The 16,545-nt window shown below is 54.9% G+C and carries 18 protein-coding genes; 10 read left to right on the plus strand and 8 right to left on the minus strand.

All coding sequences use genetic code 11. The features are described 5' to 3' along the window. Positions 1-62 precede the first annotated feature (62 nt). From hypE to hypA, 5 genes are all read right to left on the minus strand, one after another. Positions 63-1,073 carry a hydrogenase expression/formation protein HypE gene (hypE, locus tag OGV57_RS11260; protein ID WP_003037416.1) on the minus strand — a complete coding sequence of 337 codons (1,011 nt, stop codon included), beginning with the start codon at positions 1,071-1,073 and terminating at the stop codon, positions 63-65. Further along, positions 1,070-2,191: a hydrogenase formation protein HypD gene (hypD, locus tag OGV57_RS11265; protein ID WP_003037413.1), complete on the minus strand. Its 1,122-nt coding sequence runs from the start codon at positions 2,189-2,191 to the stop codon at positions 1,070-1,072. Before hypD ends, hypE begins: the two co-directional genes overlap by 4 nt. Further along, positions 2,192-2,464, minus strand: coding sequence for a hydrogenase 3 maturation protein HypC (hypC, locus tag OGV57_RS11270; RefSeq protein ID WP_003037411.1), 273 nt, complete (start codon positions 2,462-2,464; stop codon positions 2,192-2,194). Then, positions 2,455-3,327 (minus strand): hydrogenase nickel incorporation protein HypB, encoded by an 873-nt coding sequence (hypB, locus tag OGV57_RS11275; RefSeq protein ID WP_003037409.1) that lies wholly within the window; start codon positions 3,325-3,327, stop codon positions 2,455-2,457. Before hypB ends, hypC begins: the two co-directional genes overlap by 10 nt. Before the next feature lie 103 nt (positions 3,328-3,430). Beyond that, a complete protein-coding gene (gene hypA / locus OGV57_RS11280; protein ID WP_003037406.1) occupies positions 3,431-3,802 on the minus strand; it encodes a hydrogenase maturation nickel metallochaperone HypA in 372 nt (123 codons plus the stop codon). A 198-nt stretch (positions 3,803-4,000) separates the two neighbouring features. Between hypA and hycA the strand changes: the two genes are divergently transcribed. From hycA to hycI, 9 genes are all read left to right on the plus strand, one after another. Then, positions 4,001-4,459, plus strand: coding sequence for a formate hydrogenlyase regulator HycA (gene hycA / locus OGV57_RS11285; protein WP_003840271.1), 459 nt, complete (start codon positions 4,001-4,003; stop codon positions 4,457-4,459). A gap of 143 nt (positions 4,460-4,602) precedes the next feature. Further along, positions 4,603-5,214 (plus strand): formate hydrogenlyase subunit HycB, encoded by a 612-nt coding sequence (gene hycB / locus OGV57_RS11290; protein WP_003037401.1) that lies wholly within the window; start codon positions 4,603-4,605, stop codon positions 5,212-5,214. Next, entirely contained in the window at positions 5,211-7,037 is a 1,827-nt protein-coding gene (gene hycC, locus OGV57_RS11295; RefSeq protein WP_003846592.1) for a formate hydrogenlyase subunit 3, read from the plus strand. The genes hycB and hycC overlap by 4 nt, the downstream gene beginning before the upstream one ends. Positions 7,038-7,039: 2 nt before the next feature. Next, positions 7,040-7,963 (plus strand): respiratory chain complex I subunit 1 family protein, encoded by a 924-nt coding sequence (locus OGV57_RS11300; RefSeq protein ID WP_044699702.1) that lies wholly within the window; start codon positions 7,040-7,042, stop codon positions 7,961-7,963. 17 nt (positions 7,964-7,980) lie between these two features. Further along, positions 7,981-9,690, plus strand: coding sequence for a formate hydrogenlyase subunit HycE (gene hycE / locus OGV57_RS11305; RefSeq protein WP_003037393.1), 1,710 nt, complete (start codon positions 7,981-7,983; stop codon positions 9,688-9,690). 9 nt (positions 9,691-9,699) lie between these two features. After that, positions 9,700-10,242 (plus strand): formate hydrogenlyase subunit HycF, encoded by a 543-nt coding sequence (hycF, locus tag OGV57_RS11310; protein WP_054528728.1) that lies wholly within the window; start codon positions 9,700-9,702, stop codon positions 10,240-10,242. Beyond that, a complete protein-coding gene (gene hycG, locus OGV57_RS11315; protein ID WP_003037388.1) occupies positions 10,242-11,009 on the plus strand; it encodes a formate hydrogenlyase subunit HycG in 768 nt (255 codons plus the stop codon). The genes hycF and hycG overlap by 1 nt, the downstream gene beginning before the upstream one ends. After that, positions 11,006-11,416 (plus strand): formate hydrogenlyase maturation HycH family protein, encoded by a 411-nt coding sequence (locus OGV57_RS11320; RefSeq protein WP_016150885.1) that lies wholly within the window; start codon positions 11,006-11,008, stop codon positions 11,414-11,416. Before hycG ends, OGV57_RS11320 begins: the two co-directional genes overlap by 4 nt. Continuing rightward, a complete protein-coding gene (hycI, locus tag OGV57_RS11325; RefSeq protein ID WP_003037382.1) occupies positions 11,409-11,879 on the plus strand; it encodes a hydrogenase maturation peptidase HycI in 471 nt (156 codons plus the stop codon). Before OGV57_RS11320 ends, hycI begins: the two co-directional genes overlap by 8 nt. 56 nt (positions 11,880-11,935) lie before the next feature. Here the strand turns inward: hycI and OGV57_RS11330 are convergent, their stop codons facing one another. The 3 genes from OGV57_RS11330 to ascF all read right to left on the minus strand — a co-directional run bounded on the left by OGV57_RS11330 (position 11,936) and on the right by ascF (position 15,249). Beyond that, positions 11,936-12,175, minus strand: coding sequence for a SymE family type I addiction module toxin (locus tag OGV57_RS11330; RefSeq protein WP_003037379.1), 240 nt, complete (start codon positions 12,173-12,175; stop codon positions 11,936-11,938). Positions 12,176-12,347: 172 nt separating this feature from the next. Beyond that, positions 12,348-13,772, minus strand: coding sequence for a 6-phospho-beta-glucosidase (locus OGV57_RS11335; RefSeq protein ID WP_054528923.1), 1,425 nt, complete (start codon positions 13,770-13,772; stop codon positions 12,348-12,350). Between the two features lie 22 nt (positions 13,773-13,794). Then, entirely contained in the window at positions 13,795-15,249 is a 1,455-nt protein-coding gene (ascF, locus tag OGV57_RS11340; RefSeq protein ID WP_003037374.1) for a PTS cellobiose/arbutin/salicin transporter subunit IIBC, read from the minus strand. 264 nt (positions 15,250-15,513) lie between these two features. On the opposite strand from ascF, the gene OGV57_RS11345 reads away from it, so the two are divergent. Continuing rightward, positions 15,514-16,527 (plus strand): LacI family DNA-binding transcriptional regulator, encoded by a 1,014-nt coding sequence (locus OGV57_RS11345; RefSeq protein WP_054528922.1) that lies wholly within the window; start codon positions 15,514-15,516, stop codon positions 16,525-16,527. Positions 16,528-16,545: the final 18 nt, after the last annotated feature.

Here is a 16,545-nt window from a genome sequence, read left to right on the forward strand (position 1 = left end):
GTAAATTGTTGCCGGATAGCGATTTCAGCTTATCCGGCCTACACGTTGCCGCTAATGGGCTGTTAGCATATACGAGGTAAGGGTTCGGCGTGTGGTAAATCAAGGGTTCGTTTCACGCCGTAAAGTCCGGCCAGACGCACACCTTTGCGTTCTACCACTTCGCCAATCATTGCGGCATCGCGTCCTAATGGATGCGCGCGCAGCGCGGCAAGCGCCGTTTCAGCGGCCTGACGCTCAACGGCAATCACCAGCTTACCTTCGTTAGCAAAGTTGAGCGCATCCAGTCCCAGCAGTTCGCAAACTCCACGCACCGCGGGCTTCACGGGCAGGGCTGCTTCAGACAGCTCAATACCAAACCCGCATGATGCGGCAAATTCATGCGTTACCGCATTCACGCCGCCACGGGTGGCGTCACGCAGCGCCTTGACGCCGGGAATATCACGTAGCGTCTGGATAAGCGGCGTCAATACCGCGCAGTCGCTGACCAGTTCGCCATCAAGACCCAACTGTTCGCGCAGGTTAAGGATAGTTGCGCCGTGATCGCCAAGCGTACCGCTGACCAGCAGCACATCGCCCACGCTCAGGGTCTGTGCGCCCCAGTGAATGTTGGCGGGGATCGCGCCCATTCCGGCGGTGTTGATAAAAAGCTTGTCCGCCGCGCCGCGCTGTACAACCTTGGTGTCGCCGGTGACGATGGCGATACCCGCTTCGCGTGCGGTTGCCGCCATGCTGTTAACGACGGTTTTCAGCGTCTCCATTGGTAAACCTTCTTCGAGGATAAAACCGCAGGAGAGATAGCGCGGGATCGCGCCGCTGACCGCCACGTCGTTAGCCGTACCACAGATAGCCAGCTTGCCGATATTACCGCCCGGGAAGAACAATGGATCGATAACATAGCTGTCGGTTGAAAACGCCAGACGATCGCCTTCAGCGACCAGTTGCGCCAGTTCCAGACGTGCCTGATCTTCTTGTTCCGCCAGCCACGGATTCGCGAATGCCTCCATAAACAGACTGTTGATCAACTGCTGCATAGCCTGACCGCCGCTACCGTGGGCGAGTTGTACGCTGCTCATGCTTCACACTCCTGCTGACGATACTGATACCAGGCGGCACATGCGCCTTCTGAGGAGACCATCAGGGCGCCAAACGCGGTCTCCGGGTTACACGTTTTGCCAAATAATGGGCACTGATGTGGTTTACATCTGCCCGTCAGCACTTCCCCACAACGCGCGCGCGGATCGTCATACACCTGCTGCGGCGCTGGCTGGAAATGGGCTTCGGCATCAAAGCGCTGATAGTCAGGCGTCAGGTGAACGCCAGAGGATTCGATAACGCCCAGACCGCGCCATTCGCTGTCGCCATTGACGCAGAACACCTCGGCGATGGCCTGTTGCGCTAACGCGTTACCGGCGTCCGGTACCACGCGACGGTACTGGTTTTCTACCTGGCTGTGCGCGGCAATTTTCTGCTCAATTAACATCACCACGCCTTGCAGGAGATCGAGCGGTTCAAAACCGGCGACCACTAACGGACGATGGAAGTCTGAAGCAATGAAATTATAGGCATCTGTGCCAATCACCATGCTGACGTGGCCTGGTGCTAAAAAGGCGTCAATACCGTTGTCCGGCTGTTCCAGCAGGCTGCGCAGCGTAGGGATAAGCGTGATGTGCTGGCAGAAAAAGTAAAAGTTCTGCACGTCACGCTGCTTTGCCTGTTGCAGAGTGATAGCGGTCGTTGGCATTGTGGTTTCAAAACCCAGACCAAAGAACACCACCTTACGCGTTGGGTTTTCCTGTGCCAGCTTCAGCGCATCCATCGGTGAATAGACGATACGGATATCTGCACCGCGCGCCTTGGCTTGCAGCAGGGAGCCTTGCTTACCCGGGACGCGCATCGCATCGCCAAAGGTGCAGAAAATCACTTCTGGATGGCTGGCGATTTCTACACAGCTGTCGATTCTACCCATCGGCAGAACGCAAACCGGGCAACCCGGACCATGAATAAACTCCACGTTTTCCGGTAGCAACTGGTCGAGGCCGAATTTGAAGATAGCGTGGGTATGACCACCACAAACTTCCATGATGCGCAGTGGGCGTTCAGCCGTGTAGGGGAGGTGGGCGGCACGTTCAGACAGGTGCTCTATCAGTTGCATCACCTGCTCTGGTGCGCGGTATTCGTCAACAAAACGCATTTATTTTTCCTCGCCGTACAGCAACGCGCCGACATCCGGCTCAACGTCAAACATGTTTTGCAGCGCGTCGAGCGTATCGCGCGCTTCAGCTTCATTAATGATGCTCATGGCAAAACCGACGTGGACCAGTACCCACTGGCCGAGGCGCGGTTGGCCATGTTCATCACAGCTACCGACCAGCGTCAGGTCGACGTCGCGCTGAATACCGCAAACGTCGACTTTGGCCTGGTTGCCATCAATGGTGCGGATTTGACCCGGAACACCTATGCACATCGCTGCGTCTCCAGCCAGGAGAGCCATTGATCCATCCCTTCACCACTGGTGGCGGAAATCAGGATAATCTCAATTCCCGGGTTCACTTCCCGGGCGCTGGCGATGCATTTTTCAACGTCAAAATTGAGGTACGGTAGCAGATCCACTTTGTTGAGCAGCATCAGCGATGCGGCGGCAAACATATGTGGATATTTCAGCGGTTTGTCTTCACCTTCGGTGACGGAAAGCACGGCCACTTTATGGCGCTCGCCGAGGTCGAAGCTGGCCGGGCAGACCAGGTTGCCGACGTTTTCAATGAACAGAATGCCGTTATCGTCAAGCGGCAAACGCGGCGCGGCGTCAGCGATCATTTGTGCGTCAAGGTGGCAACCTTTACCGGTGTTGACCTGAATGGCGGGCGTGCCTGTGGCGCGAATACGGGCAGCATCGTTCACCGTCTGCTGGTCACCTTCAATAACGGCGCACGGCACGCTATCTTTCAGCTTCATCAGCGTTTCGGTCAGCAGCGTGGTTTTACCGGAGCCCGGGCTTGAAACAAGGTTCAGCACCAGATGCTGACGGGCCGCAAAGCGGGCACGGTTGCGTTCGGCCAGGCGGTTGTTTTTGTCCAGTACGTCAATTTCCACTTCCAGCATACGGCGTTGGCTCATACCTGGTGCGTGGGTTCCTGCCTCACCGTGACCGTAGTGCAAATCGCCTTCTTCGGTCTGGCTCGGTGTGAAATTTGAGGTCTTCACACCGGTAATATTCAGCGCTGGACGAGCCGCTGGGGCAAATGGCGCGCTGCGAAACGCCGAGTGGGGATTATGCTCATCACCCTCTATATATAGGTTGCCTTCAGCGCAACCACATGTCGTACACATCGCTCACTCCTGATCTTTTTACTTGAGATACATCTGTTGCCGGATGACTGCGTTGCCTTATCCGGCCTACAAACGAGCTCTTTCTGTAGGCTGGATAAAACGCTTAAGCGTCGCCATCCGGCGCTGGAGTCTGATCTATTTCAATACGTCGAATCTGTAAGCCGTCATCGGCCACAATTCTCAGCATATCGCTGTTGCATTGCGGACATCGGCGCACGCGTTGCGTCAGTAATGTGACGTATTGTTGACAAGATTCGCACCAACATTCGGCTTCTTGTTCTTCGAGGTGGAGTTTACAACCTTCTGCAAGGGTCCCGCGGCATACCAGATCAAAACAAAAGGAGAGAGCGCTGGTTTCTACGCAAGAAAATGCGCCAATTTTGAGCCAGACCCCAGTTACTCGCTGAGCACCGTGTTGCGTGGCCTGTTGTTCAATCAATTCCAGTGCCCGTTGGCAGAGGGTTATTTCGTGCATACCGCCTCCTGTGAAGTTGCCGTATCAAAAGCAATAAGCATGCCAGGTTGATTTTTTTCATTCGTGACAATGACGACAATGACGAAATGACATGTCGTCACCCGCCTTTAATTTTTTATCTATATGAAAATTAATAAATTTAATTTTGGCATGAAATGTGCTTAAGGCTGTTCATCTCTGCTAAACGGGTAACCTGACATGACTATTTGGGAAATAAGCGAAAAAGCCGATTACATCGCTGAACGGCATCGTCGCCTACAGGACCAGTGGCGTATTTACTGTAACTCGCTGGTTCAGGGGATCACCCTGTCGAAAGCGCGTTTGCATCATGCAATGAGCTGTGCGCCGGACAAAGATCTCTGCTTTGTCCTTTTTGAACACTTCACTATCTACGTCACGCTGGCGGATGGCTTCAATAGCCACACCATCGAGTACTACGTCGAAACAAAAGATGGTGATGATAAGCAACTGATTGCACAGGCACAGTTGACCATCGACGGTCAAGTCGATGAGCGTTTCAGCAACCGCGATCGCGAACAGGTACTGGAGCACTATCTCGAGAAAATCGCCACCGTCTACGACAGCCTGTACACCGCGGTTGAGAACAATATGCCGGTGAATTTAAGCCAACTGGTTGAGGGACATAGCCCGGCTTAAGCCTCAGGTGCTGTCCACTTTGTCATGATGCGGTTTACATACTGCGTCACGATGTTTTAGGGAATGGGCATGTCGAAAAATGTCGAAATGACATTTTGCAGACATGTTTTCGTCAAAAATGACTATCACCTGAGGAATGCCTGGTGAATCGTTTTGTAATTGCTGACTCCACTCTTTGTATTGGCTGCCACACCTGTGAAGCCGCCTGCTCAGAGACACATCGCCAGCATGGCCTGCAGTCAATGCCGCGCCTGAAAGTGATGTTAAATGAAAAAGAATCCGCGCCGCAGCTTTGCCACCAGTGTGAAGATGCGCCTTGCGCCACCGTGTGTCCGGTTAATGCCATTAACCGCGTTGATGGCGCCGTACAGCTGAATGAAAGCCTGTGCGTAAGCTGCAAACTGTGCGGGATCGCTTGTCCGTTTGGCGCGATAGAGTTTTCTGGTAGCCGTCCGCTGCATATCCCGGCAAACGCCAATACGCCAAAAGCGCCTCCGGCTCCGCCAGCGCCTGCTCGCGTGAGTTCGCTGTTGGACTGGGTTCCAGGCGTTCGTGCCATCGCGGTGAAATGCGATCTGTGCAGTTTTGACGAGCTTGGTCCGGCCTGCGTGCGCATGTGTCCGACCAAAGCTCTGCACCTGGTGAGCAACATGGATATCGCCCGCGCCAGCAAACGTAAGCGTGAGCTGACTTTCAATACCGATTTCGGCGATCTCACCTTGTTTCAGCAGGCTCAGAGTGGGGATGCAAAATGAGCGCAATTTCACTGATTAACAGCGGCGTGGCCTGGTTTACAGCGGCTGCGGTTCTGGCATTTCTGTTTTCATTTCATAAATCGCTGAGCGGCTGGATTGCTGGAGTTGGCGGTGCGGTCGGCAGCTTGTGTACGGCAGCCGCTGGTTTTACCGTTCTGACTAATGCGCTGGCGGTGAGCGGCGTGATGCCGTTTATTGGGCACAGTCTGCAAATTACTCCGCTGAATGCTATCTGGCTGATTACGCTGGGACTGTGCGGCCTGTTTGTCAGCCTGTACAACATTGACTGGCATCGTCATCCGCAGGTGAAAGCTAACGGCCTGCTGGTGAATCTGCTGATGGCCGCGGCGGTATGTGCGGTGGTTGCCAGCAACCTCGGTACGCTGGTGGTGATGGCGGAAATCATGGCGCTGTGTGCCGTGTTCCTCACCGGATGCAGTAAAGAAGGCAAACTGTGGTTTGCGCTGGGGCGTATTGGTACGCTGCTGCTGGCGGTTGCCTGCTACCTTGTGTGGCAACGTTACGGCACTTTGGAGCTGCGTTTGCTAGACCTGCGCACCCAGGAGCTGCCGCTCGGGTCTGACATCTGGCTGCTGGGCGTGGCAGGTTTTGGCCTGCTGGCCGGGATTATTCCTCTGCATGGTTGGGTGCCACAGGCACACGCCAATGCCAGCGCGCCGGCTGCGGCGCTGTTCTCTACCGTGGTCATGAAGGTGGGGCTGCTGGGTATTCTGTCGCTGTCGCTGCTGGGCGGTAACGCGCCGCTGTGGTGGGGAATTACGCTGCTGGTGTTGGGCATGATCACCGCATTTGTTGGCGGTCTGTATGCGCTGATGGAACACAATATCCAGCGCCTGCTGGCGTACCACACGCTGGAAAACATCGGCATTATTCTGTTGGGGCTAGGCGCTGGCGTGACCGGGATTTCCCTGAATCAACCGGCGCTGATTGCGCTGGGTTTGACCGGCGGTCTGTACCACCTGGTAAACCACAGCCTGTTCAAAAGCGTTCTGTTCCTGGGCGCAGGCAGCATCTGGTTCCGTACCGGTCATCGTGATATCGAAAAACTGGGCGGTATCGGCAAACGCATGCCGGTTATCTCTCTGGCGATGTTGGTTGGCCTGATGGCGATGGCCGCGCTGCCGCCGCTGAACGGTTTTGCCGGTGAGTGGGTTATCTATCAATCCTTCTTCAAGCTGGGTAACAGCGGGGCGTTTGTCGGTCGTCTGTTAGGGCCGTTGCTGGCGGTTGGGCTGGCAATTACCGGCGCGCTGGCGGTGATGTGTATGGCGAAAGTCTATGGCGTAACGTTCCTTGGTGCACCGCGCACGAAGGAAGCTGAAAACGCCTGCTGCGCGCCAATCCTGATGGGTGTGAGCGTCGTTGCGCTGGCTATCTGTTGCGTGATCGGCGGCGTGGCTGCGCCGTGGCTGCTGCCGATGATCTCCTCTGCCGTTCCGCTGCCGCTGGAAACTGCGAACACCACCGTTTCTCAGCCAATGATCACGCTGCTGCTGATCGCATGTCCGCTGCTGCCGTTCATCATCATGGCAATTTTCAAAGGCAACCGTCTGCCGTCGCGTTCACGCGGTGCGGCATGGGTGTGTGGTTACGATCACGAGCAGTCAATGGTCATTACCGCGCACGGTTTTGCCATGCCGGTGAAAGAAGCCTTTGCCCCGGTACTCAAACTGCGTAAGTGGTTGAATCCGGTATCACTGGTTCCGGGCTGGCAGAATGCGGCTGCGCCGGTGCTGTTCCGTCGCCTGGCGCTGATTGAGCTGGCGGTGCTGGTGGTGATTGTGGTTTCACGAGGAGCCTGAAAATGAGTGTTTTATATCCGTTAATTCAGGCGCTGGTGCTGTTTGCCGTTGCGCCGCTGCTGTCCGGCGTTACCCGCGTGGCGCGCGCGCGTTTGCACAATCGCCGCGGTCCGGGCGTTTTGCAGGAATACCGCGACATTATCAAACTGCTGGGCCGTCAGAGCATTGCGCCTGCGGATTCCAGTTGGGTCTTCCGCCTGACGCCGTTTGTGATGGTGGGCGTGATGCTGACTATCGCCACTGCGCTACCGGTAGTGACCGTTGGCTCACCGCTGCCGCAACTGGGCGATCTGATCACCTTAATTTACCTGTTCGCCATTGCCCGTTTTTTCTTCTCTATCGCGGGACTGGATACCGGTAGCCCGTTTACCGCCATTGGTGCCAGCCGTGAAGCGATGCTCGGCGTGCTGGTTGAACCTATCCTGTTGCTGGGGCTGTGGGTAGCGGCACAGGTTGCGGGTTCAACCCATATCAGCAATATCGCCGATACCATTTACCACTGGCCTGCTGCGCGCAGCATCCCGCTGATTCTGGCACTGTGTGCCTGTGCTTTCGCCACCTTTATCGAAATGGGCAAACTGCCATTCGATCTGGCAGAAGCAGAGCAAGAGCTGCAGGAAGGTCCATTGACTGAATACAGCGGCAGCGGTTTTGCCGTGCTGAAATGGGGCATTAGCCTCAAGCAACTGGTCGTTCTGCAAATGTTCGTTGGTGTGTTCCTGCCGTGGGGACAGATGGAAACCTTCACCGCGGGTGGGCTGCTGCTGGCGCTGGTGATTGCCGTCGTCAAGCTGGTCCTCGGCGTGCTGGCCATCGCCCTGTTCGAAAACAGCATGGCGCGTTTGCGTTTTTGCGCCACTTCACGCGTGACCTGGGCCGGTTTTGGGTTTGCGTTTTTAGCGTTCGTCTCCTTGCTGGTGGCGTGATTTAAGAGAGTTTGAGCATGTCTGAAGAAAAATTAGGTCAACAATATCTCGCTGCGCTGCATCAGGCCTTTCCGGGCGTGGTACTGGATGAAGCCTGGCAGACCAAAGATCAGCTGACGATCACCGTCAAGGTGAACTACCTGCCGGAAGTGGTGGAGTTCCTGTACTACAAACAGGGCGGCTGGTTGTCCGTGTTGTTTGGTAACGACGAACGCCAGCTGTGCGGCCATTACGCTGTTTATTATGTGATGTCGATGGAGCAGGGCACCAAATGCTGGATAACCGTCCGCGTTGAAGTCGATGCCAATAAGCTGGAGTTCCCGTCCGTCACGCCGCGCGTTCCGGCTGCGGTCTGGGGCGAGCGCGAAGTGCGCGATATGTACGGTTTGATCCCGGTTGGCTTGCCGGATGAGCGTCGTCTGGTACTGCCCGATGACTGGCCGGACGAACTCTATCCGCTGCGTAAAGACAGCATGGATTATCGTCAGCGCCCGGCGCCGACTACCGATGCTGAAACCTACGAGTTCATCAACGAACTGGGCGACAAGAAAAATAACGTGGTGCCGATTGGCCCGTTGCACGTCACCTCCGATGAACCCGGTCACTTCCGCCTGTTCGTGGATGGCGAGAACATTATCGATGCCGACTACCGTCTGTTCTATGTCCACCGCGGCATGGAGAAACTGGCGGAAACCCGTATGGGTTACAACGAAGTGACGTTCCTGTCAGATCGCGTGTGTGGCATCTGCGGCTTTGCGCATAGCACCGCCTATACCACCTCCGTTGAGAATGCGATGGGTATCGTGGTGCCGGAACGTGCGCAGATGATCCGTGCCATTCTACTGGAAGTTGAGCGTCTGCACTCGCACCTGCTGAACCTCGGCCTGGCCTGTCACTTCACCGGTTTTGACTCCGGCTTTATGCAGTTCTTCCGCGTGCGTGAAACGTCGATGAAGATGGCGGAGATCCTCACCGGGGCACGTAAAACTTACGGTCTGAACCTGATCGGCGGTATCCGTCGTGATCTGCTGAAAGAAGATATGATCCAGACCCGTCAACTGGCGCAGCAGATGCGTCGTGACGTGCAGGAACTGGTCGATATGCTGCTCAGTACGCCGAATATGGAACAGCGTACCGTTGGTATTGGTCGTCTGGATCCGGAAATTGCCCGTGACTTCAGTAACGTCGGCCCGATGGTTCGCGCCAGCGGCCACGCGCGTGACACCCGCGCCGATCACCCGTTTGTCGGCTATGGTCTGCTGCCGATGGAAGTTCATAGCGAGCAAGGCTGCGATGTTATTTCTCGTCTGAAAGTTCGTATTAATGAAGTCTACACCGCACTGAATATGATCGACTTTGGTCTGGATAACCTGCCGGGCGGCCCGCTGATGGTGGAAGGCTTTACCTACATTCCTCACCGTTTCGCACTGGGCTTTGCTGAAGCGCCGCGCGGAGATGACATTCACTGGAGCATGACCGGCGACAACCAGAAACTGTATCGCTGGCGCTGCCGTGCGGCGACCTACGCCAACTGGCCGACGCTGCGCTACATGCTGCGTGGTAATACCGTTTCCGATGCGCCGCTGATTATCGGTAGCCTCGATCCTTGCTACTCCTGTACTGACCGTATGACCGTGGTTGATGTACGTAAGAAGAAGAGCAAAGTCGTGCCGTACAAAGAACTTGAGCGCTACAGCATCGAGCGTAAAAACTCGCCGCTGAAATAAGGAATCGCCATGTTTACCTTTATCAAAAAAGTCATCAAAACCGGGGCACCGACGTCGTCGTATCCGCTGGAGCCGATCGCGGTCGATAAAAACTTCCGTGGCAAACCGGAACATAATCCGCAACAGTGCATCGGCTGTGCGGCCTGTGTGAATGCGTGCCCGTCGAACGCGCTGACGGTCGAAACCGATCTGGCCACCGATGAGCTGGCGTGGCAGTTCAACCTCGGTCGCTGCATCTTCTGCGCCCGTTGCGAAGAAGTTTGCCCGACGGCGGCGATCAAGCTGTCGCAGGAGTATGAGCTGGCGGTGTGGAAGAAAGAGGATTTCCTGCAGCAGTCCCGCTTTGCGCTGTGTAATTGCCGCGTATGTAACCGTCCGTTTGCGGTACAAAAAGAGATTGATTACGCCATTGCGCTACTTAAGCACAACGGTGATAGCCGCGCGGAAAACCACCGTGAAAGCTTTGAGACCTGCCCGGACTGTAAGCGCCAGAAATGCCTGGTGCCGTCTGACCGTATTGAACTGACTCGCCATATGAAAGAGGCCAGCTGATGAGCAATTTATTAGGCCCACGTGACGCCAACGGTATTCCGGTACCGATGACGGTGGATGAATCCATTGCCAGCATGAAAGCGTCGCTGCTAAAAAGCATCAAGCGTTCAGCGTACGTTTACCGTGTGGACTGCGGCGGCTGCAACGGTTGCGAAATCGAAATCTTCGCCACGCTTTCTCCGCTGTTTGACGCCGAACGTTTTGGCATCAAAGTGGTACCGTCCCCGCGCCATGCGGATATCCTGCTGTTTACCGGCGCGGTAACCCGTGCCATGCGCTCTCCGGCGCTACGCGCCTGGCAGTCTGCGCCAGACCCGAAAATTTGTATCTCTTACGGTGCTTGCGGTAACAGCGGCGGTATTTTCCACGACTTATACTGCGTCTGGGGCGGCACGGACAAAATCGTACCGGTGGATGTGTATATCCCTGGCTGCCCGCCAACGCCTGCAGCCACGCTGTATGGTTTTGCCATGGCGTTGGGTCTGCTGGAACAAAAAATTCACGCGCGTGCGCCGGGTGAACTGGACGAACAGCCCGCCGAAATTCTGCATCCGGATATGGTTCAGCCGCTGCGAGTGAAGGTGGATCGCGAGGCTCGCCGTCTGGCGGGATACCGCTATGGCCGCCAGATTGCTGATGACTATATGACGCAGTTAGGGCAGGGCGAGCATCAGGTGGCGCGCTGGCTGGAGGCGGAAAACGATCCGCGTCTGACCGAGATCGTCACGCATCTTAACCATGTTGTCGAAGAGGCGCGTATCCGATGAGTGAAACGGTGGTGTTCAGTCAACTGAGCCGTAAGTTTATTGATGAGAACGATGCGACGCCCGCTGAGGCGCAGCAGGTTGTCTATTACAGCCTGGCGATTGGTCACCACCTTGGGATCATCGATTGCCTGGAAGCGGCGTTAACTTGTCCATGGGACGAATATCTGGCATGGATTGCTACCCTTGCTGAGGGAAGCGAAGCCCGCCGGAAAATGGAAGGTGTGCCGAAATACGGCGAGATCGTTATCGATTCCAACCATGTGCAAATGCTGGCACGCGCGTTCGATGATGCGCGTGCCGTACAGACCCCGCAGCAGCAGGAGTGGAGCAAGCTGATGCTTAGCATGCTGCACGACATACACCAGGAAAGCGCCATCTATCTGATGGTGAGGAGACACCGTGACTGACGTTTTATTATGTGTGGGTAACAGCATGATGGGCGATGACGGCGCGGGCCCGCTGCTGGCTGAAATGTGTGCTGCAAATCCTCAAGGCAACTGGGTTGTCATCGACGGTGGTAGTGCGCCAGAAAACGATATTGTCGCCATCCGTGAACTGCGTCCGCAACGTTTGTTGATTGTTGATGCTACCGATATGGGGCTGAACCCTGGTGAAATCCGCATTATCGATCCCGATGACATTGCCGAGATGTTCATGATGACCACTCATAACATGCCGCTGAATTACCTGGTCGATCAGTTGAAAGACGACGTTGGCGAGGTGATTTTCCTCGGCATTCAACCGGACATCGTCGGTTTTTACTACCCGATGACACAGCCGATCAAAGATGCTGTTGATACCGTCTATCAGCGATTAGCCGGTTGGGAAGGACACGGTGGATTCTCCGAGCTGGAAGCGCCAGAAGAGTAAACCGTATCAGTGCCGGATGTGAACGACATCCGGCCTGTTTTCCCAGTGTATCCTCGTCATTCAATTGCCTGCTCAATAATTAATTTCCCCTGCATCACTGATACATTCACTGCCGTACCGGTCGGAAATCCAGCTTGTTCCAGCCAGTCGCCGTTCAGCGTGAGCGAGGCGTGCCGACTGATTCGTCGCGTGTAACCCGTTTTTGGATCTTCATGGCGTTTTCTGACATAGCTGACTTTCAAGCGACGTACCGGTTTGGTGATTACCTCTGCTGATTTACCCTTTTTATCAAACATGCACGCTTCCTTGTGGTGAACGGCCAGGATTAAAAACTACTGAATAAAATGCCAGTAAAAAAGGATGAGGGCAAACCTGAAACTGGAAGGACGATTCCACATCTGGAATGTAATAAATGAAATGAAAATATGTAATTCTGCCGGAAGACTGTAACCCCCTCCGGCAGATCTGTTATGCCAGATCGGCGCCGTTGCTGGCGATTACTTTTTTGTACCACCAGAATGATTTCTTGCGGGTGCGCCCCAGCGTGCCGTTGCCCGCGTCATCGCGGTCCACATACACAAAACCGTAGCGTTTGCTCATCTCACCGGTTGAGGCAGAAACCAGATCGATACAGCCCCAGGTGGTGTAACCCATCAGGGGCACGCCATCTTCAATCGCGTCTGCCATGGCGCGAATATGTTCGCGTAAATAGCTAATGCGATAGTCGTCATTGATCTCACCATTGGCATCGATTTCATCCTTCGCTCCCAGCCCGTTCTCCACCAGAAATAGCGGTTTCTGGTAGCGGTCATACATCATATTCATGGTGATGCGCAGACCAAGCGGATCGATGCCCCAGCCCCATTCGCTGGCCGCAATATACGGATTACGCAGCGACTTCACCACGTTGGCGGCGCTGGTATTGCCGGTGTTCATTTCCGCCGAGGCGCAGCGCGATGCGTAATAGCTGAACGAGACGAAATCGACGGTGTTTTTCAGGATGTCGTCATCTTCTGGGGCTTTTTCTATGACCACGCCTTTTTCGCGAAACACGCGGGCAGAATAAGCCGGGTAGGCCCCGCGCGCCTGCACATCAATAAAGAACAGGTTTTCGCGGTCTTTTTCCAGCGCGGTCCACACATCTTCTGGTTTACAGGAATAAGGATAAAAATTACCGCCAGCCAGCATACAACCGACCTGGTTTTGCGGATTAATTTCATGGGCTATTTTAGTCGCCAGGGCGCTGGCTATCAGTTCGTGGTGAGCGGACTGATATTTCACCTGATCCTGATTTTCACCTTCTTCAAATACTAGCCCGGCGCCTGAAAAGGGGCTGTGCAGCATAATGTTGATTTCGTTGAACGTCAGCCAGTACTTCACCAGACCGTCAAAGGCCTCGAAGCAGGTACGGGCGTAGCGGGTAAAGAACTCAACCATTTTGCGGTTACGCCAGGAGCCGTACTCGGTGACCAGATGCATTGGCACATCGAAGTGACATAGCGTGACTAATGGCTCAATACCGTATTTTTTACACTCGGCAAACACGCTCTGGTAAAACGCGATGCCCTCTTTATTCGGCGTCAGCTCATCGCCGTTAGGGTAGAGACGGCTCCAGGCAATGGAAGTACGAAATACCGTAAAACCCATTTCTGCCATCAGCGCGATATCTTCTTTATAGCGATGATAAAAGTCGATCGCCTGATGGCTGGGATAAAATTCGTTATCCCGCAGCGCAAAGCGCTTTTCCTGACCCAGCTTGACGGGCATCCGATGTGTGCCGTGGGGGATCATATCGACGGTAGTCAGTCCTTTGCCGCCTTCCCGGTATGCCCCTTCAGACTGGTTGGCGGCCAGTGCGCCGCCCCATAAAAATCCTTGCGGAAAAACAGACATAATTAACCTCAGTTCATACCAGTCAAATGCTGGCTCCATTGATATTGCCCGGTTGTGCGGCCTGGTTTTTTCTGGCCTGCGCGGCTGCATCTTCGACAGGGATATCTTCAAAGCCGAGAATCAGCGTTAATACAAAGGAAAGCACTACCGCCAGCGCCATCACGCCAAATACCCAAACGATAGTCATCGGATTGGCCGGATCGAAAAACTGGACGCTGGTGAACAGGCCAGGAGCTGCCATGGAGTGGCTTGCAAGTCCGGCCATTCCGGCAACGGCACCGCAGATAAAACCGCTGATAAGACTCGCAATCAGTGGTCGTTTCAGGCGGATCGCTACGCCATACAGCGCAGGTTCGGAAATCCCCGCCATGATGGCGGAGGCGGCTGCCGCTAACGCCGTCTGACGCAGTTCCGGGTTTTTGGTTTTCCATGCTACTGCCAGCGATGAACCACCTAACGACAAGTTGGCGCCGATTTCTGACGGCATCACCATGCCTTCTTTTCCGGTTTCGGCAATGGTCTGAATAATGGTTGGCGTAAAGACACGGTGCATACCGGTCATTACCAGCAGCGGCCACAGTGCGCCCATAATGGCCACCGACAGCCAGCCGAGATAGCCGTGAATGGTATAGACCAGCGCTGAAATTGCGCTACCGATCCAGATACCGATCGGGCCAATGATGACGATGGCGAGCGGCGCGGCGATCAGCACGATTAGCATTGGTTTAAGGAAGTTTTTGGTTACCGCCGGAGTGATGCGATCGACCCAACGTTCGATGTATGACAGGCACCAGGTCATCACCAGCGCCGGGATCACCGTGTAGGTGTATTTCACTGCCGTCACCGGGATCAGGGCAAACTCAACGTGCTCACCCTGCGCAGCCTTCGCCATCAGATCGATGAAGCTGGGATGCACCAGTACGCCCGCGATGGCGATTGCCAGCGACATGTTGGTTTTGAATTTGATAGCGGCCGACGCGGCGACCATCAGCGGCAGGAAGAAAAATGCGCCGTCACCGATAACGGTCAGAATGGTGAGCGTGGACGATCCTTTCTCCAGCACGCCGGTCATTTCGAGGATCATTGCCAGCAGTTTGAGCATTGATCCGCCGATAATTGCCGGGATCAACGGCGACATGGTGCCGATCAGCGCGTCGAGGATCCCCGCGCCAATCCGCTTCAGCGTCAGTCGGGGTTTGGTTTGCGGCTCAGCTGGCTGCATATTGGCAGGTAACAGGCTGACCACTTCGCGATACGCCTGCGAAACGGTGTTGCCGATGATCACCTGGCACTGGTTATCGCTACGCACCACGCCAAGTACGCCAGAAAGCGTCTTCAGCGTCGCGCTGTCGACCTGCGAGTCATCTTTGATAACGAAACGCAAACGGGTCATACAGTGGGTCACTGCTGTGATGTTGTCGACGCCTCCCAGAGCCGTCACAACGGAGCGCGCCAGCGCTGCATAATTCTTGGACATCGGATTTAATCCTGTTTTATCAGTAGGGTACGTTATGTTTTATCCGTTTACGTTGGGTCGCTTTTCTGGGTTATGAAACGCAGATAGGAAACCGGTTCCACAAAATCATGTTTAAAATATGAGTAATGAGCAAGATTTAATTTTGATCATTTTTTGTAATTGTGACTCCGATCACCAGATGTCAGCGTCTGCGATTTAGCAGCAAGGACAGCGGCGAAACGGTGCAGTACACTGCGTCACATTGAGAGAATAGGGATGAGTAATATGACCACGATGCTGGAGGTGGCGAAGCGTGCCGGGGTGTCGAAAGCGACAGTTTCCCGGGTGCTTTCCGGGAACGGCTACGTCAGCCAGGAGACCAAAGACCGCGTGTTTCAGGCCATTGAAGAGAGTGGTTACCGCCCAAACTTGCTGGCGCGCAGTCTGGCGGCGAAAACCACGCAGACGCTGGGCCTGGTGGTAACAAATACCCTTTATCACGGCGTCTATTTCAGCGAGCTGCTGTTTCATACCGCGCGGATGGCGGAAGATAAAGGACGCCAGCTGTTACTGGCTGACGGTAAGCACAGCGCTGAGGAAGAGCGCCAGGCGATCCAGTACCTGCTCGACCTGCGCTGTGACGCGATTATGATTTATCCGCGTTTTCTCAGCGTGGATGAGATAGACGATATCATCGATGCCCACAGCCAGCCGATTATGGTGCTTAATCGACGCCTGCGGAAAAACAGTAGCCACAGCGTATGGTGTGATCAAAAGCAGACCAGCTTTAACGCCGTTACTCAGCTCATTGCCGCCGGGCATAAAGAGATTGGTTTTATTACCGGCTCGATGGATTCTCCAACAGGCTTGGAGCGACTTTCAGGTTATAAAGACGCGCTGGCACATCATGGTATCGCGCTAAATAATGATCTGATTGTTAAAGGGAAATGGACGCCAGCCTGCGGCGCAGCGGGTGTGGATACTTTGCTTTCGCGCAAGGTCAATTTTACCGCGCTGGTGGCCAGTAATGACGATATGGCGATCGGCGCGATGAAGCAGTTGCACGAGCAAGGCGTGAGCGTTCCCGCACAGGTGTCGGTGATTGGCTTTGATGATATCGCCCTCGCGCCATACACTATTCCGGCGCTTTCCAGCGTTAAAATTCCGGTAACAGAAATGATTCAGGAAACGATTGGGCGTCTGATCTTTATGTTGGGTGACGGGGCGTTTAGGCCGCCAAAGACCTTCACCGGTGAACTCATCCAGCGCGACTCAGTTGCGCCGCCCGCTTCGCGCTGACGGCTGTCATTTGTCATC

Origin of the sequence: Citrobacter sp. Cf087, assembly GCF_030334285.1 — a bacterium.
GTDB classification, from domain to species: Bacteria; Pseudomonadota; Gammaproteobacteria; order Enterobacterales; family Enterobacteriaceae; genus Citrobacter; species Citrobacter freundii.

Coding starts and splice junctions, on each gene's coding strand:
- hypE (WP_003037416.1), bottom strand. CDS start 1,073: ATGAGCAGCGTACAACTCGCCCACGGTAGCGGCGGTCAGGCTATGCAG.
- hypD (WP_003037413.1), bottom strand. CDS start 2,191: ATGCGTTTTGTTGACGAATACCGCGCACCAGAGCAGGTGATGCAACTG.
- hypC (WP_003037411.1), bottom strand. CDS start 2,464: ATGTGCATAGGTGTTCCGGGTCAAATCCGCACCATTGATGGCAACCAG.
- hypB (WP_003037409.1), bottom strand. CDS start 3,327: ATGTGTACGACATGTGGTTGCGCTGAAGGCAACCTATATATAGAGGGT.
- hypA (WP_003037406.1), bottom strand. CDS start 3,802: ATGCACGAAATAACCCTCTGCCAACGGGCACTGGAATTGATTGAACAA.
- hycA (WP_003840271.1), top strand. CDS start 4,001: ATGACTATTTGGGAAATAAGCGAAAAAGCCGATTACATCGCTGAACGG.
- hycC (WP_003846592.1), top strand. CDS start 5,211: ATGAGCGCAATTTCACTGATTAACAGCGGCGTGGCCTGGTTTACAGCG.
- OGV57_RS11300 (WP_044699702.1), top strand. CDS start 7,040: ATGAGTGTTTTATATCCGTTAATTCAGGCGCTGGTGCTGTTTGCCGTT.
- hycE (WP_003037393.1), top strand. CDS start 7,981: ATGTCTGAAGAAAAATTAGGTCAACAATATCTCGCTGCGCTGCATCAG.
- hycF (WP_054528728.1), top strand. CDS start 9,700: ATGTTTACCTTTATCAAAAAAGTCATCAAAACCGGGGCACCGACGTCG.
- hycG (WP_003037388.1), top strand. CDS start 10,242: ATGAGCAATTTATTAGGCCCACGTGACGCCAACGGTATTCCGGTACCG.
- OGV57_RS11320 (WP_016150885.1), top strand. CDS start 11,006: ATGAGTGAAACGGTGGTGTTCAGTCAACTGAGCCGTAAGTTTATTGAT.
- OGV57_RS11330 (WP_003037379.1), bottom strand. CDS start 12,175: ATGTTTGATAAAAAGGGTAAATCAGCAGAGGTAATCACCAAACCGGTA.
- OGV57_RS11335 (WP_054528923.1), bottom strand. CDS start 13,772: ATGTCTGTTTTTCCGCAAGGATTTTTATGGGGCGGCGCACTGGCCGCC.
- ascF (WP_003037374.1), bottom strand. CDS start 15,249: ATGTCCAAGAATTATGCAGCGCTGGCGCGCTCCGTTGTGACGGCTCTG.
- OGV57_RS11345 (WP_054528922.1), top strand. CDS start 15,514: ATGACCACGATGCTGGAGGTGGCGAAGCGTGCCGGGGTGTCGAAAGCG.